Source organism: Gordonia sp. CPCC 205515 (assembly GCF_048537925.1).
Classification (GTDB): Bacteria; Actinomycetota; Actinomycetes; order Mycobacteriales; family Mycobacteriaceae; genus Gordonia.
In genome coordinates this window covers 255735-269682 of sequence record NZ_JBCLVJ010000002.1, presented here as the reverse complement: position 1 = coordinate 269682, position 13948 = coordinate 255735, and the positions used below count along the sequence as shown (strand labels likewise).

Genomic DNA, 13948 nt, shown 5'->3' with positions numbered 1-13948 from the left:
ACCGCTCACTCACGTCAGGCGAGCCCCGCATCGTGCATGAGAATCGCGACCTGCACGCGGTTGGTGGCATCGAGTTTGGTGAAGATGTGCGAGATGTGCGCCTTCACCGTTGCGACACTCATATACAACTCGGCGGCGATCTCCGCGTTCGACGACCCGCGCGCCAGACTCTGCGCCACATCGCGTTCGCGTTCGGTGAGCACCGCAACCCGGTACGACGCAGGCGTGGGGTGCAAGTCGCCGGCACCGGACCCGTCGACGACACGCTTGATCAGCGTGGCGGTGACCGATGGGCTCAGCGCAGGCTGACCCGACGCGACGTTGCCGATGGCGGTCACGATCTCCGCGGGCGGGGTGTCCTTGAGGAGGAAGCCGTCGGCACCGACCGACAGCGCCCGCACGACGTAGTCGTCGGCGTCGAAGGTGGTCAGCACGATGACCGCAGGCGCCGGCGACATGGTCTTCAGTTCGCGGGTGGCCTCGATCCCGTCGAGCACCGGCATCCGCAGGTCCATCAGGATCAGGTCGACGGGGTCTTGACGATGACGGTCGATCGCGGCGCGGCCGTCGGGCGCGTCGGCGACGATCTCGAGGTTCGGTTCGCCGCCGAGCAGCAGTCGTAGTCCCGACCGCACGAGTGGGTCGTCGTCGACGATCATGATGCGGACAGTCACGACTGCCAGGGTAACCAGACATGCAGGACGAAACAGCGCTCGTCGGTGCGCGCGGCGGATTGCCGCCCCCCGCTCAGCTCCACCCGCTCCGCGAGTCCGACGAGTCCGAACCCGGACTTGGGCGGACCAATGCCGTTGGTCTGCAACGAGAGCGGGTTCTCCACCCGAAGGTCCACACCCGCGACCGGACCGCCTGTCACGCTCACCGTCACTGCGGTGTCGGGCGCGTGCTTGCGCGCGTTGGTCAGCGCCTCCTGCAGGCAGCGGTACAACGTTCGGGTCCGGGCCGGCGCGAGTTCCGTCAGATCGACGTCGCGCCGGTAGGTGATGCGGGTGCCCGCGTCCTGGAACTCGCGCACGAGCTGATCGAGGTCGGTGGGCGCGGCCTGCGGCTGTTCGGGTTGCGCGTCGCCGGGGCCTTCGCGGAGCACACCGAGCACTTCACGGAGTTCGGTGAGCGCCAGCCGCGAGGTCTCCTCGATGATGCGAGCGGTCTGCTTCACCTCGTCCGGCGAGAGATCGTCGCGGTAAGCGAGCGCTCCGGAGTACATGCTGACCGTCGAGATCCGATGCGCCAGAACATCATGCATCTCCCGCGCGATCCGGGCGCGTTCGACCGATCGGGCACGTTCCACCTCGGCGGCCCTCTCGGCCTCGGCGAGGATCGCGCGGGATCGCCAGCTGGCGAACAACTCCCGGCGGGAGCCGATGTACATGCCCCAGGCAATGACCGCAGCGGTGAGTGCCACCGAGAAGCCGTAGCGCACCAGCATCGGCTCGTTCTCTCCCGGCGGACGAAAGAACACGTCACCCAGGACGAAGCTCACGATGCTCACCACCGCGACCGGGATGATCTCGCGCCAGCGTCGTCGGGTAGACAGTGACGCCAATGCCAGGGCCGCCGGTCCGCCCGCGCCACTGGAGATGATGCTGGCGAGACTCGTACCCACCGCAACCGCCACGGGATGACGCCGACGCCACCAGATCACCACGAACGACGCGACACCCACGATGAGGTCGGTCCAGAACCACCACTGGGCGTGCTGCCATTGGTATCCCAGTCGAGTACCCCACGCCGCTCCCGAGATCGTCAGCATCAGGATCAGCCGCCAGGTGTGACCCCACCAGGTCAGCGGCGGTTGATAGTCCTCGGGGCGCACCCCCCTACCGTACTGGGGGCGAACCCTGAGTTCCGTCATCCCTTCGGCCACTGCGTCTCCGACTTAAGTCGGGGTCAGAATCAGTCCGACGCCGGATGTGGCCGACGGGGTCGGACGACGAGGATCGTAGACATGATCACTGTGGAGAACCTCAGCAAGAGATACGGCGACTATGTCGCCGTCGACGACGTCTCGTTCGCGTGCAAGCCCGGCCTGGTGACGGGCTTCCTCGGGCCGAACGGTGCGGGTAAGTCAACCACCATGCGCATCATCGCCGGATTGACGCCTGCAACCTCGGGGACCGCACACATCGGCGGCCTGAGCTACCGCGAGATCCCCAATCCGGCAACACAAGTCGGCATTCTCCTGGACGCCTCGGCGCAGCACGCCGGCCGTACCGGCGACGAGATCCTGCGACTGTCGGCGATGACCCTGGGGATCGGCGGCAAGCGAGTGGACGAGATGCTCGAACTCGTCGGCCTCACCCCAGAAGAGGCCGGCCGCCGGGTCCGCAATTACTCGCTGGGTATGCGGCAACGGCTGGGTCTCGCCAACGCACTGCTCGGCGACCCGCAGATCCTCATCCTCGACGAGCCGGCCAACGGCCTCGACCCGGCCGGAATCCATTGGATGCGAACACTGTTACGCGACTACGCCGATCGCGGCGGCACGGTGCTGCTCTCGTCGCATCTCCTGCACGAGATCGAGATCATCGCCGACGAGATCCTCGTGATCGGACATGGACGCATCGTGGCGCAGGGCACCAAGGCGGAACTGCTCGCCGGAACCGGGACACGCGTCCGCTCCCTCGACGACGTCGCGCTCGCCCAAGCCATGCAGCGCGCAGGTATACAGCCGAACCCGCTGCCCGACGGCGGTTTCACCACCGACGCCGCACCCGAGGACATCGGCCGCATCGCCGCGGCCACCGCCATCCCACTCGTCGAGTTGCGCGCCGGCGATGGGGCGCAACTCGAAGAAATGTTCCTCGAGTTGACCCAGAACACCCAGCGCGAGGTCCCTCCGGTTCGCAACTCCACCAACACACTTCAGGGAGCACACTCATGACCACGCTGGCGCAGCCACCCGTCACCATCGACCGCGGTGCCGCACCCATCCCGCTCGGCCGTCTGATCAAGGTCGAACTGCGCAAGCTCGTCGACACCCGTGCCGGATTCTGGCTGATCGCGTCGATCGCCGTGATCTCCGTGGCGGTCGTGGCCGTCATGCTGATCGTCAACCGGAACAATCCTGACTCGCTGAACTTCGGTCAGTTCTTCGGGATGATGAACATCCCGTCGTCGATCATTCTCCCGGTACTCGCAATCCTGCTCGTGACCAGCGAGTGGAGTCAGCGCAATGCGTTGACCACCTTCACGATGGAACCACGTCGCGAGCGCATCGTGATCGCGAAGCTCACCGCCGCCCTGATCGCGGCCGCCGGCGCGGTGGTGTTCTCGCTGATCCTCGGCGCAGTGGCCAATGTGATTGCGGGACTGGTGTACAGCTCACCCGCAGGCTCGTGGGACCTCACCGCGGCGGGACTGGTCAACTCGGTCACCATGCAATTGTTCGGACTGTTGCTCGGATTCGGCTTTGCCGCACTGCTGCTCAGTACGCCAGGGGCGATCGTCGCCTACTTCGCGCTGCCCACCGCGATGTCGCTGCTGACCCAGCTCGTGCCGTGGTTCAAGGACAACCTGGGACAGTGGATCGACATGGCGTCGACCCAGACCCCGTTCCAGAGCGGCGAGTGGGCCACCGGTGGCGAATGGGCCCGCCTGATCGTCACGGCTCTCATCTGGATTGCCATCCCGTTGACGTTGGGCGTGATCCGGGTGCTGCGGACAGAGGTCAAATAGCCGACGCACGTCCTCCGACGACGACCGCGACCGAGCCGCTCCGACGGCACGGATCGCGGTGTCGTCGTCAGTGGAGCAGGTCACCGTCTCGTCCGAGATCATTATTTCGCGACGTCGTTTTGGAACCGCGACATCAGCTGACGTCGCCGTTTCGAGACGAGTCCGCATGCGACCTCAGTTCGGCGGCGTGATCCGGTAGACCAGCCCGGCCGCGTCGTCGGTGACGTAAATGGACCCATCCGGCCCGGGGATCGCGGTGACCGCACGCCCCCAGCGGGTGCCGTCGTCGCGCTGGAATCCGGTGACCAGTTCGGTGGCGGGGCCGAGGGTCGCGGTGGTCGGGCCCCACCGGCTGAAGGCGACGTACGGCGGTCGCGGTGGCTGACGGTTCCACGAGCCGTGGGCGGTGATCAGTGCACCGCTACCGAGGGCCGATTGCACCGGGGTGTCCGTGGTGAAGGCGAGGCCGAGCGGAGCGCTGTGGGCGGGCAGGCCGAGCATCGTGTTCGGTAGTGCGCCGCAATCCAACTCGCGCCCGTCGGGGTTGTTGACCGGATCGGGCACGGACGGCAGATCACGGTTGTCCCGACTGCTGCGGGTGTGGGGAACGCAGTAGGGCCAGCCCAGGTCGGTGCCGTCGGTGAGGCGCGTGACCTGCTCCACCGGATTCTCGTTGATGTACTCGCGCACGGTCTGTCCGTACTGATCGGTGTCGTCGCGGTACGGGTAGGGCTGGTTGTCGGCGTGATTCACGGCGACGAACAGGGTTCCGTCGGGCGCGGTGGCGAGTCCGAAGCCGTTGCGGACTCCGCGCGCGAACACCGCGTTGCCGGCACCGTCGAGTCCGACGCGGGCGACGACGGCCCGCTGCGGATTCGCAGTGCGGTCCCCGGGATCGCGGTTGCTGCTCGAACCCAGGCTGTAGTAGACGACACCGTCTCGCACGGCGACCGCTTTGGCACCGTGCCCCGACGATGGCAATCCGTCCACGAGCACCTGACGATTCGTCACCGCGCCGTCGGCGTAATCCCAGACGACGATCCGGGTGTCCTCGCCGACGACGAGTACGTCCCGTCCGCCGCGTCGGGCGAACGCGATGCCTTGCGGATCGGAGAGGTCGTCGACAAGCGACGTGATCGTCGGCGCTCGCCCATCGGACGTCGGGGTCAGAGCGGCCAGCACTCCCCGATTGCCGGTCGAGACGATCAGTCGTCCGTCGGGTGCCCATGCCGCGAGGCGGGCTTTCGGGATCTCGGCCCACACCTCGGCACGCCAATCCGCCGGCACGGTGAGTGAACGTCCCTGCGCCAGAGCGGGATCGACCCCGCCGGCCACCCCCAGTTCGGTCGGCGCCAACGATCCGGCAGCCCCGGACGGCAGCGTCGACGCACCGACCGAGGCGGACGGACGAGCCGCGCTGGACAGCCCTGCCCCGCCGCTGCCGGAGTCCTCGGCGCAGCCACTGGCACCGAGGGTGATCACACCCGCGAAAACCAGCGGGCCGATCTGCCATGGTCTCCGCGTCCGCATGAGGTCAGCTCTTGTCCGACAGCAACTTATCCAGCCAGGCGGTGCCATTCATGATGTCGGGCACCGGTTCCCCGGCCGACAGCACGGTCGGTGTCGCCGCCTGACCGCCGAGCGCCTTGCTCAACTGATTCAGCGACTGGGCCGCGGCGACGTTGGCCTGCTCCACCATCGACCCGTCGGACACGCACTTCTGGGTCTCCGGCGACGCGCCCTGCTCCGCTGCGATCTTCGCCAGATCCGCGTTGCTCAGGTCGGTGTCGCCGTTCTCCGCCGGCTGCTTCGCGAACAGTGCCGAGTGGAACTTGAGGAAGACGTCCTTGCTCTCACCCTCCCCCACGCACTGTGCCGCGCCGGCGGACCGCGACGAGTAGTCCCCGGACGCCGACACCTTGTTGAGGAACGTCAGCATGTGATAGCGCACCCGCAGCTTGCCGTCGTCGACGGCCTTGGCGATCGCCGCGCCCGACTGCTGCTCGAACTCCTTGCAGTATGGGCACATGAAGTCCTCGAACACGTCGATCGTCTGCGGCGCCGAGGCGGCGCCGACGATCAGCGCGGCGTTGGAATTCAACACCGACTCGTCGGGACCGTCCTTGTCGCGCTGACTGTTCCAGACCAGGCCACCGATGACCAACACCGCAATGACCAGGATGGCGACACCCCCGAGGATGTAGGTGGCGCGGCTCGAGGTCTTGCGAGGCTGGTACTTCGACGTGTTGTTCGGCACGACACCAGCCTAGCGAGACCTCAGACCAGCACCGAGTCGACCAACTCCTGCGCCGCCGACTGCACCTGCGCCAGGTGCTCGGCACCCTTGAACGACTCCGCGTAGATCTTGTAGACGTCCTCGGTGCCCGACGGCCGCGCTGCGAACCATGCGTTCTCGGTGGTGACCTTGAGCCCGCCGATCGGTGCGCCGTTGCCGGGTGCCTCGGTGAGGATCGCGGTGATCGGTTCGCCGGCGAGTTCGGTCGCCTTGACCTGGTCAGCGGACAGCTTGCCCAGCAACGCTTTCTGGGCTCTGCTGGCCGGTGCGTCGACGCGGGCATAGGCACTCTCGCCGTACCTGTCGGCCAGCTTCCGGTAGCGCTGCGAGGGCGATTCGCCGGTCTTGGCGAGGATCTCCGACGCCAGCAGGGCCAGGATGATGCCATCCTTGTCGGTGGTCCACGGCTTGGCGTCGAAGGTGAGGAACGACGCGCCGGCGCTCTCCTCACCGCCGAACGCGATGCTGCCGTCGAGCAGTCCGTCGACGAACCACTTGAACCCGACGGGCACCTCGTACAACCGTCGCCCGATGCCGGCGACGACCCGGTCGATGAGCGACGACGACACGAGAGTCTTGCCGACCGCGGCGTTCGGACTCCACCCGTCGCGGTGGGTGAAGAGGTATTCGATGGCGGTGGCCAGGTAGTGGTTCGGATTCATCAGGCCGCCGTCGGGAGTGACGATGCCGTGGCGGTCGGAGTCGGCGTCGTTGCCGGTGGCGATGTCGTACTTGTCGCGCGCGGAGATCAGCGACGCCATCGCGTTCGGTGACGAGCAGTCCATGCGGATCTTGCCGTCGGTGTCCAGCGTCATGAACCGAAAGGTGGGGTCGACGGTCGGGTTGACGACGGTCAGGTTCGGCAGGTTGTACCGGTCACCGATCTCGGCCCAATAGCCGACCGATGCGCCGCCGAGTGGGTCGGCTCCGATGTGCACCCCGGCCTCGCGGATGGCGGTCATGTCGACGACGTCCTTGAGGTGGTCGACATAGATTGCCGTGTACGGGTAGTCGTGGATGAGGTCGCTGCGTCGTGCCTTCTCGAACGGCACACGTTTGACGCCGTCGAGCTTGTTGGCGAGCAGTTCGTTGGCGCGGCGCTGGATCGATCCGGTGATCGAGGTGTCGGCGGGTCCGCCGTTGGGCGGGTTGTATTTGAAGCCGCCGTCACGCGGTGGGTTGTGCGACGGGGTGACCACGATGCCGTCAGCGAGCACCCCGGGATTGTCCCGGTTGAACTTCAGGATGGCATGGCTGACTGCCGGTGTGGGCGTGAACTTCTCGTTCTCCGCGATGTAGGTCGTCACGTCGTTGGCGACGAGCACCTCGAGCGCGCTGCGCCACGCGGGGATGGACAGCAGGTGGGTATCGAACCCGATGAACAGCGGTCCGGAGATGCCGACACTCATCCGGTACTCGGCGATCGCCTGGGTGGTCGCCAGGATGTGTGCCTCGTTGAAGGCGGCGTCCAGGCTGGACCCACGATGTCCCGAGGTGCCGAACAGCACCTGCTGCATGGGGTCCTCGGGGTCGGGCACCTTGTCGTAGTAGGCCTGCTCCACGGCAGCGACGTCGATCAGATCCTCAGGAAGCGCGGGTGTGCCGGCGCGTGGGTGTGCCATGGGCGCAATTCTGCCACCGCTGGACAGATCCGATGGGGTACTACGAACGAACAGTTACCGTGAACATCGTGCTGAAACGTGCGCCGGGCAATCCGCAGCTCCTCGTCCTGGTGTTGCCGGGCGGAACCGACCACAGCTATCAGCCGTTCAGCCCGCGGCAACCCGCGGCACTGCGGATGTACCCGTTCACCTGGTCGATCGCGGCACGATTCGGTCGGCGGGTGCGGGTTCGGCAGGCGCGGTATCGGGTGTACGGCTGGAACGGTGGGCAGGCGTCGCCGATGCCGTACGCGCGCGCCGCGCTCGATGCCCTGGAGCAGGACCATCCGGGCGTGCCGGTGGTGCTCGTCGGGCATTCGATGGGCGGTCGGATCGCGGCGCACCTCGCCGACGATCCCCGCGTCGTCGGTCTGCTCGCGTTGGCGCCGTGGTGGCAGTTCGCCGATTGGCGGTTCATCCGCGACGGGGTGCGGGTCGTCGCGATCCACGGGACCGCCGACGAACGCACCCTGCCGCGTCGTACCGAGAAGGGTGTCGCCGAACTCGCCGAGCGCGGCGTCGACGCGACATTCGTTCCGGTGCCGAACGGCAACCACGCGATGCTCGATCACCTCGGGTTCTGGCAGCGGTCCGCGCTCGACTTCGTGGCGCGGTCGCTGGCCGACGTCAGTGCGCGCTGAGCTGTTCGGCTCCGACTGAGTCGACGGTGTCACGCGCGGTGGAGACGAGATGCTCGAGCCAGGCATCGGTTCCGACGGCACGACGACGCGGCTCGTTGGGCAGTTCGATGCTCACCGGCAGATCGGCCGGCAGCGTGGCCCAGATCCCCGCGAGATCGATCCCGCCCTCCCTCGCCGGTAGCCGCTCCTCCCGGGCCTGGCGGATCAGCTCCGCGTCGTCGGTCGGACGGGGCATCCGGCCATCGCACAGCTGGGCGTAGTGCAACCAATCCCGGGGGATCGCGGCGAGGTCGTCGAGGGTGGTCGCCGACCGATCGACATGTAGCGCGTCGATCAGCACGCTGCGGGCGGGACCGTCGGCGTGGCTGACGATGTCGATCGCAGCACGCGCATCCGGCACCGCCGTCCACGGCATGAACTCCAGGCTCGCGACCAGTCCGTGCGCAGCGCACGCCTGCGCCAGCCGTGCGTAGGAGTCGGTGAGTCGGGCACGGTCGGGATCGTCGCCGCCGACGAGGACCGCTTTCGCGCCGAGTTCGGCGCCTGCCGCGAGCATCGGCTCGAACGCATTCACGTCGAAATCGGCTGCGAGACGGATGATCTCGATGTCGAACAGCGTGACCGACGAGTCGTCGAGGCGACGACGGAGGTCGGCGAGCGCGCGCCGGTCCTGATGCACCGGGTAGGCGGTGGTGCCGGGGGCGGCGGGCAGCAGCCGGATGCCGATGGTGTCGAAGCCGTGTCGTTCGGCGAGGTCGATCTGCGGGATCGGCGCAGTGTCCAGGACGGTGAGTGCGGCCAGTCCCAATCGCGGTGTGGTCATGCTGTTTTCGCCTCCTGCGCGAGTCGTCGGCCGGCGCGGTATCCGAAGGTCATCGCAGGGCCGAGGTTGATGCCGCCGGACGGGTAGTGACCGCCCATGACGCTGGACTGGTCGACGCCGACGGCGCTCAGGCCGGCGATCGGTTGGTCGTGCGCGTCGAGCACCCGGGATTCGGCGTCGGTGACGAGGCCGGCGAAGGTGCCGAAGCTGCCGGGGACCACCTTGACCGCGTAGAACGGTCCGTGTTCGATCGGCGCGAGCGACGGGTTGGGCCATGGGTTGTCGGGGTCGCCCGAGCCCTTGGCGAACGGGGTTGTGCCGCGACCGTATTCGGTATCGATGCCGTCACGAGCGCCCTCGTTGAACGCGGTCACGGTCTTCTCCAGGCCGTCGGGGTCGACGCCGAGTTTCGTTGCCAGTTCCCGCACCGTGGCCCCCTTGGTGAGGTAGCCGGAACGCAGATATGGCAATGTCGGGATCGGGAACGGTTTGCTCATGCCGAGTGGCAGGTAGCGCAGGTAGCGGGCGTCGGCGATCAACCACGAGCACACCTCGTGACCGTCGGGCACCTTCTCCACCATGGCGAGGGTGTAGTCGTGATAACCCAACGCCTCGTTGACAAATCGTCGGCCGTCGGCGAGTACACCGATGACGCCGGGCTTGCCGCGGTCGAGGATGTGCGGGAACACCCCGGTCTTGCCGTTGCGGTAGTGCACCAGCGACACCGGGCAGTACGCCACCGGTGAGGCCACGGTGGTGTCGAGTCGCCCACCCACCGATTCGCCGAGGGTGATGCCGTCGCCGGTGGTGGTCGACGGGGTCAGCGTCCAGTGCTCATTCTCACCGGGGTTGCGGGGGAACAGTTCTCGACGCCGGTCTAGGTCATGGGTGAAGCCGCCGGTGGCGAGGACGACCCCGGCCCGGGCGTGCACCGTGTAGGCGTTGCGGGGTCCTTGGAGCCGGACGCCGGTCACCCGCCCAGCATCGTCGGTGACGAGTGCCGTTGCGGACGTGCCTGTTTGGATCTTGACACCCTCGTCGAGTGCGGACCGCAGGAGTCGACCGACCAGCGCGGTGCCGTTGACCAGTTGTTGGCCGCGACGCTTGGTGGCGAGGTCGACCATGTGCTTGGACACGCGAACCGCGCAGTGGCCGAATGCCTTCACCGACCGGGTGCTGTGCAGGAAGGCCTGCAGGTCGGGTCCGGCCATGATGCCCATGCCGAGGAACGAGGTTTCGTAGAGTTGGCGGCGCAGCAGGCGGGCGACGTCGGGTCCGAGGGTGCGCAGGCTCACCGGCTTCGGGCCGACCGACCGGTGACCGGTCCCGGCACCCGGTGTGTCACCGTGGATGTCGGCGATCTTGGTGCCGGGCACGAACTGCAGGGCCGTCTGCTTCTCGAAGAACTCGACCATCTCGGGTGCGGTGTCGAGCAGTGCGTCGACCTTGGCGGCGTCGAAGTTGTCGCCGAGCCGGTTCTCCAGGTAGCGGCGCGGTTCGCTGCGATCCTCGTAAACGCCGTCGGCGTGGGCGAACAGGTTGCGAGGCGTCCACATCCAGCCGCCGGACCACGCGGTCGCGCCGCCGCACACGTCGGCCTTCTCGACGACGAGCACTGACGCGCCGCCGCGGGCGGCGGTGATGGCGGTGGAGAGCCCACCGGCACCGGAACCGATGACGACGATGTCATAGGTGACAGATTGGTCGCTCATGCCGGGACTCCTTTCGACACGCTCGAAAGCTCGCTGCTCAAGGGGCAGGAAGCGTCGAGCTCCACCGGCCGACCGGTGGCCGACGATTCGTAGATGGCGGTGACGATGGCCAGCGAGGTGCGGGCGTCGCGTCCGGTGACGGCGGGTTCGCGGCCGGTGACGATGGCGTCGGCGAAATCCTGCACCGCCTCGGTGTGGAAGTCGACGAGCCCAGCGTTGATGTCGGCGATGTCGGGCCGCGCCGGGATGTCGAGTGAGTACGGGGTGCCGAGCGTCACCTGGCCGGGGACCGTCCAGAGTTCGTTGACTCCCTCTGCGCCCTCGGGGAATTCGAGGACGCTGGCGATCGCGCCGGTCTCACCGATGACAGTCACCCGGTTGCCGAGGTTGTGGTTGGCGCCGGTGGTCGCGGTGATGGTGGCGGTGGCACCGGACTCGAACGCGATGACTGCAGAGGCAGAGTCCTCGGTTTCGATGTGGTCGCCGTGGAAGTGGGTGCGGATGTGGCCGGTCACCGAGACCGGTCGCCCGAGATACCACTGCAGCAGGTCGATCTGGTGGATCGCCTGAGTCATCAACACGCCGCCGCCGTCGGTGTCCCAACTGCCACGCCACGCATCCTGGGCGTAGTAGCTCGACGGCCGATGTAGCAGGACGGAGACCTCACCGAGCACGGGCCGGCCGAGGGTGCCGTCGTCGATGGCCGCGCGGACCCGTTGGGCGGCCGGCCAGAAGCGTCGCTGGAACATGACACCGAAGGTGACCCCGGCTCGTTCGGTGGCCTCGATCATCCGGTCCGCCGAGATCGGGTCGACGGCGATCGGCTTCTCGCACAATACGTGCAGCCCGTGCTCGGCGGCCTCGACGACCACCGCCTCGTGGGTGGGGTGCGGGGTGCAGACGGTCACCGCGTCGAGTCCGAGAGCGAACATCTCGGTGGTCGAGGCGCAGGCCTGCGCAATACCGTTGGCGTCGGCAAATTCTCGGGACCGCGAGCGGTCGGTGTCACAGCAGGCGACCACCTCGACGTCGTCGAGGGCGCCAAGTGCCTGGACGTGATTGCGGGCGATCTTGCCGCAGCCGACAATGCCGATGCGCAGCATAGGGAGTGCTCTCCTTCGAGTGGTTGATTGTCGGTCAGGCGCTGACCGCGACGGCATTCGCCGCGGCGGCCTCGGTGATCGTGCGCGCGACGTGCGTGGCGGTCAGCGCGGCGGCCTGGATGGAGCCGCCGTCGCCGCTGGCGTCACCGACGGTGTGCACGCCGAGTCGCGGTGCGAGGGTCCGGAGTTCGGTGAGGAGCCGGGTGTCGGGTTCGATGCCGTGGGAGATCAACAGTTCCCCGGGTGCGTCGATCCAGCGGGTGCCGGTGGTGTCGCGGATCTCCACGCGGTGGGCATCGACGCGGGTGACCGTGGCTGACAGATGCGCGGTGAGGTGTGCACTGGCGGCGAGTCGGGGCAGCAGCACGATCTTGGCGCGTCGTCCGACGTCCTGGGCGATCTGTGCCTGCGGGGCGATCAGCACCACGCGGGTGCCCTGGGTCAATAGCTCGTCGGCCACGGCCGCGGCCTCTCGGTCGGCGCCGAAGATGGTGATTGCTTCCGGCGCAGAGTCTTTGTCGCGCAGGAACTCCCGGATATCGCGCACGCTCCGGGTCTCGGCATCGACCAGATCGATGGCCGGCCCCTGACCACCGGTGGCGAGTACCACGGCGTCGACGCCACGGCCGTGCAAGGTCTCTGCGGTCACCGGGGTGCCCAGGTGGATCGCGACGTTCAGGTCGTCGAGTTCGGCGATGTACCAGTCGAGGATGCGTCGGTATTCCGGGTATTCGTGGAGGTCGGCGGCCAGGGCGAAGTCGCCGCCGAGGTAGTCACGTTGATCGTAGAGGTCGACGACGTGGCCCTCGATGGCGAGTTCGCGAGAGGCGGCGAGACCGCCGGGTCCTGCGCCCACCACAGCCACGCGAATCGTGGTGTCGGCGAGACCTGTTGGCTGCTCCGCCTCGCGACCCACCCACGGGTTGACCGAGCACGGCACGGGTCCGGCGGCGAGGCTGTCGATGCAGTAGTTGCAGGCGATGCACGGACGGTACCGTTCGCCGGCGATGGCGCGCCGAGGGAAGTCGGGGTCGGCGTGCAGGGTGCGGGCCAGGCTGACGAAATCGGCTTGGCCCGAGGCGATGATCTGCTCGGCGATCTCCGGGGTGGAGATGCGGCCGGCGACACCGATCGGCAGATCGAGGTCGCGACTGTACTGTTCGGCGTACGGCGCGAGCAGTCCGCGGTCCCACTCCCCCGGCTGGATGATCCATTGTCCCGCTTCGTAGTTGCCGGCGGAGACGTCGAGGAAGTCGAGGCGGTCGGTGTCGATGGCGTCGATGCGAGCCCGGGTGGCTGCTGCGTCGAGTCCGTCGTCAACGCCTTCGAAGGCCGAGAACCGGAGGCCGAGAACGATCTCGGGAGCCTTGGTGCGGACGTCGTCGATGACCGTGTTGACGAAGCGAACCGGGTCGGCCCACTGGTCGGTGCGCTTGTTGTAGGCGGGTGAGAGGAATTGGTGGATCAGGTAGCCGTGGCCGCCGTGCAGGGAGAGGACGTCGACCCCGGCCTGGGCGCACCGGGCGGCGGCGTCGCCGAAGCAGGAGATGATGTGCTCGATGTCGTCGTCGTCGAGTTCGGTGGGCATCTCGCCGCCGACCACCTCGCACGGGATGGGACTCGGCGCGACGGGAGTAAATCCGCTGACGACGCCCTGCGCGGTCCGGCCGCCGTGGTTGAGTTCGACCCCGAGCAGCGCGCCGTGTCGGTGAATCACGCCGGCCAGCTTGGCAAGTTGCGGGATCTGGGTGTCGTCGTCGACGCCCATCTGCCGGATGCGACCCTTGCCGTCGGCGCGTACGTAGCTGGCCTCGGTGAAGACGAGGGCGGCCCCGCCGGCGGCGCGGCGTTCGAGGTAGTCGATGTAGTGGTCGGTGAGGACTCCGTCGGCGTCGCAGTAGTTGCGTTCCATGGGTGCCGAGACGAATCGGTTACGCAACTGCACGTTTCCCAGTGTCAGGGGTTGGGCGAACGCGGGCGTGGACATGAGAACCTTTCGGGCTGAAGGACGGTGAG

At 67.6% G+C, this 13948-nt stretch carries 12 protein-coding genes; 3 read left to right on the top strand and 9 right to left on the bottom strand.

The features are described from left to right. Nucleotides 1-14 precede the first annotated feature (14 nt). Nucleotides 15-674, bottom strand: coding sequence for a response regulator (locus AAFP30_RS01485; RefSeq protein WP_419228052.1), 660 nt, complete (start codon nt 672-674; stop codon nt 15-17). Beyond that, nucleotides 671-1834 (bottom strand): sensor histidine kinase, encoded by a 1164-nt coding sequence (locus AAFP30_RS01480; RefSeq protein ID WP_419228051.1) that lies wholly within the window; start codon nt 1832-1834, stop codon nt 671-673. The genes AAFP30_RS01485 and AAFP30_RS01480 overlap by 4 nt, the downstream gene beginning before the upstream one ends. A gap of 132 nt (nt 1835-1966) precedes the next feature. On the opposite strand from AAFP30_RS01480, the gene AAFP30_RS01475 reads away from it, so the two are divergent. Next, complete coding sequence (locus AAFP30_RS01475) at nt 1967-2902, top strand: ABC transporter ATP-binding protein (RefSeq protein ID WP_419228050.1); 936 nt, start codon at nt 1967-1969, stop codon at nt 2900-2902. Then, the gene (locus AAFP30_RS01470) at nt 2899-3696 is read left to right on the top strand and encodes an ABC transporter permease (RefSeq protein ID WP_419228049.1); all 798 of its coding nucleotides are present in this window, start codon (nt 2899-2901) and stop codon (nt 3694-3696) included. The genes AAFP30_RS01475 and AAFP30_RS01470 overlap by 4 nt, the downstream gene beginning before the upstream one ends. A 174-nt stretch (nt 3697-3870) precedes the next feature. Here the strand turns inward: AAFP30_RS01470 and AAFP30_RS01465 are convergent, their stop codons facing one another. From AAFP30_RS01465 to pgm, 3 genes are read right to left on the bottom strand one after another with little or no spacing between them, the layout of a single operon-like run. After that, the gene (locus AAFP30_RS01465; protein WP_419228048.1) at nt 3871-5226 is read right to left on the bottom strand and encodes a PQQ-dependent sugar dehydrogenase; all 1356 of its coding nucleotides are present in this window, start codon (nt 5224-5226) and stop codon (nt 3871-3873) included. A 4-nt stretch (nt 5227-5230) separates the two neighbouring features. Next, a complete protein-coding gene (locus tag AAFP30_RS01460; RefSeq protein ID WP_419228047.1) occupies nt 5231-5953 on the bottom strand; it encodes a DsbA family protein in 723 nt (240 codons plus the stop codon). Between the two features lie 20 nt (nt 5954-5973). Then, complete coding sequence (pgm, locus tag AAFP30_RS01455) at nt 5974-7614, bottom strand: phosphoglucomutase (alpha-D-glucose-1,6-bisphosphate-dependent) (RefSeq protein ID WP_419228046.1); 1641 nt, start codon at nt 7612-7614, stop codon at nt 5974-5976. Nucleotides 7615-7682: 68 nt separating this feature from the next. Between pgm and AAFP30_RS01450 the strand changes: the two genes are divergently transcribed. Next, a complete protein-coding gene (locus AAFP30_RS01450) occupies nt 7683-8294 on the top strand; it encodes an alpha/beta fold hydrolase (protein WP_419228045.1) in 612 nt (203 codons plus the stop codon). Here AAFP30_RS01450 and AAFP30_RS01445 read toward each other — a convergent pair. Genes AAFP30_RS01445 through AAFP30_RS01430 form a run of 4 tightly spaced genes read right to left on the bottom strand, consistent with a single transcriptional unit; the run spans nt 8281 to nt 13919 of the window. Continuing rightward, complete coding sequence (locus AAFP30_RS01445) at nt 8281-9117, bottom strand: sugar phosphate isomerase/epimerase family protein (protein WP_419228044.1); 837 nt, start codon at nt 9115-9117, stop codon at nt 8281-8283. The two genes, AAFP30_RS01450 and AAFP30_RS01445, sit on opposite strands and share 14 nt — an antisense overlap. After that, nucleotides 9114-10829, bottom strand: a complete 1716-nt coding sequence (locus AAFP30_RS01440; RefSeq protein WP_419228043.1) for an FAD-dependent oxidoreductase — start codon at nt 10827-10829, stop codon at nt 9114-9116. Before AAFP30_RS01440 ends, AAFP30_RS01445 begins: the two co-directional genes overlap by 4 nt. Next, nucleotides 10826-11932 (bottom strand): Gfo/Idh/MocA family protein, encoded by a 1107-nt coding sequence (locus AAFP30_RS01435; protein ID WP_419228042.1) that lies wholly within the window; start codon nt 11930-11932, stop codon nt 10826-10828. Before AAFP30_RS01435 ends, AAFP30_RS01440 begins: the two co-directional genes overlap by 4 nt. A gap of 34 nt (nt 11933-11966) precedes the next feature. Further along, nucleotides 11967-13919 carry an FAD-dependent oxidoreductase gene (locus tag AAFP30_RS01430; RefSeq protein WP_419228041.1) on the bottom strand — a complete coding sequence of 651 codons (1953 nt, stop codon included), beginning with the start codon at nt 13917-13919 and terminating at the stop codon, nt 11967-11969. Nucleotides 13920-13948 lie beyond the last annotated feature (29 nt).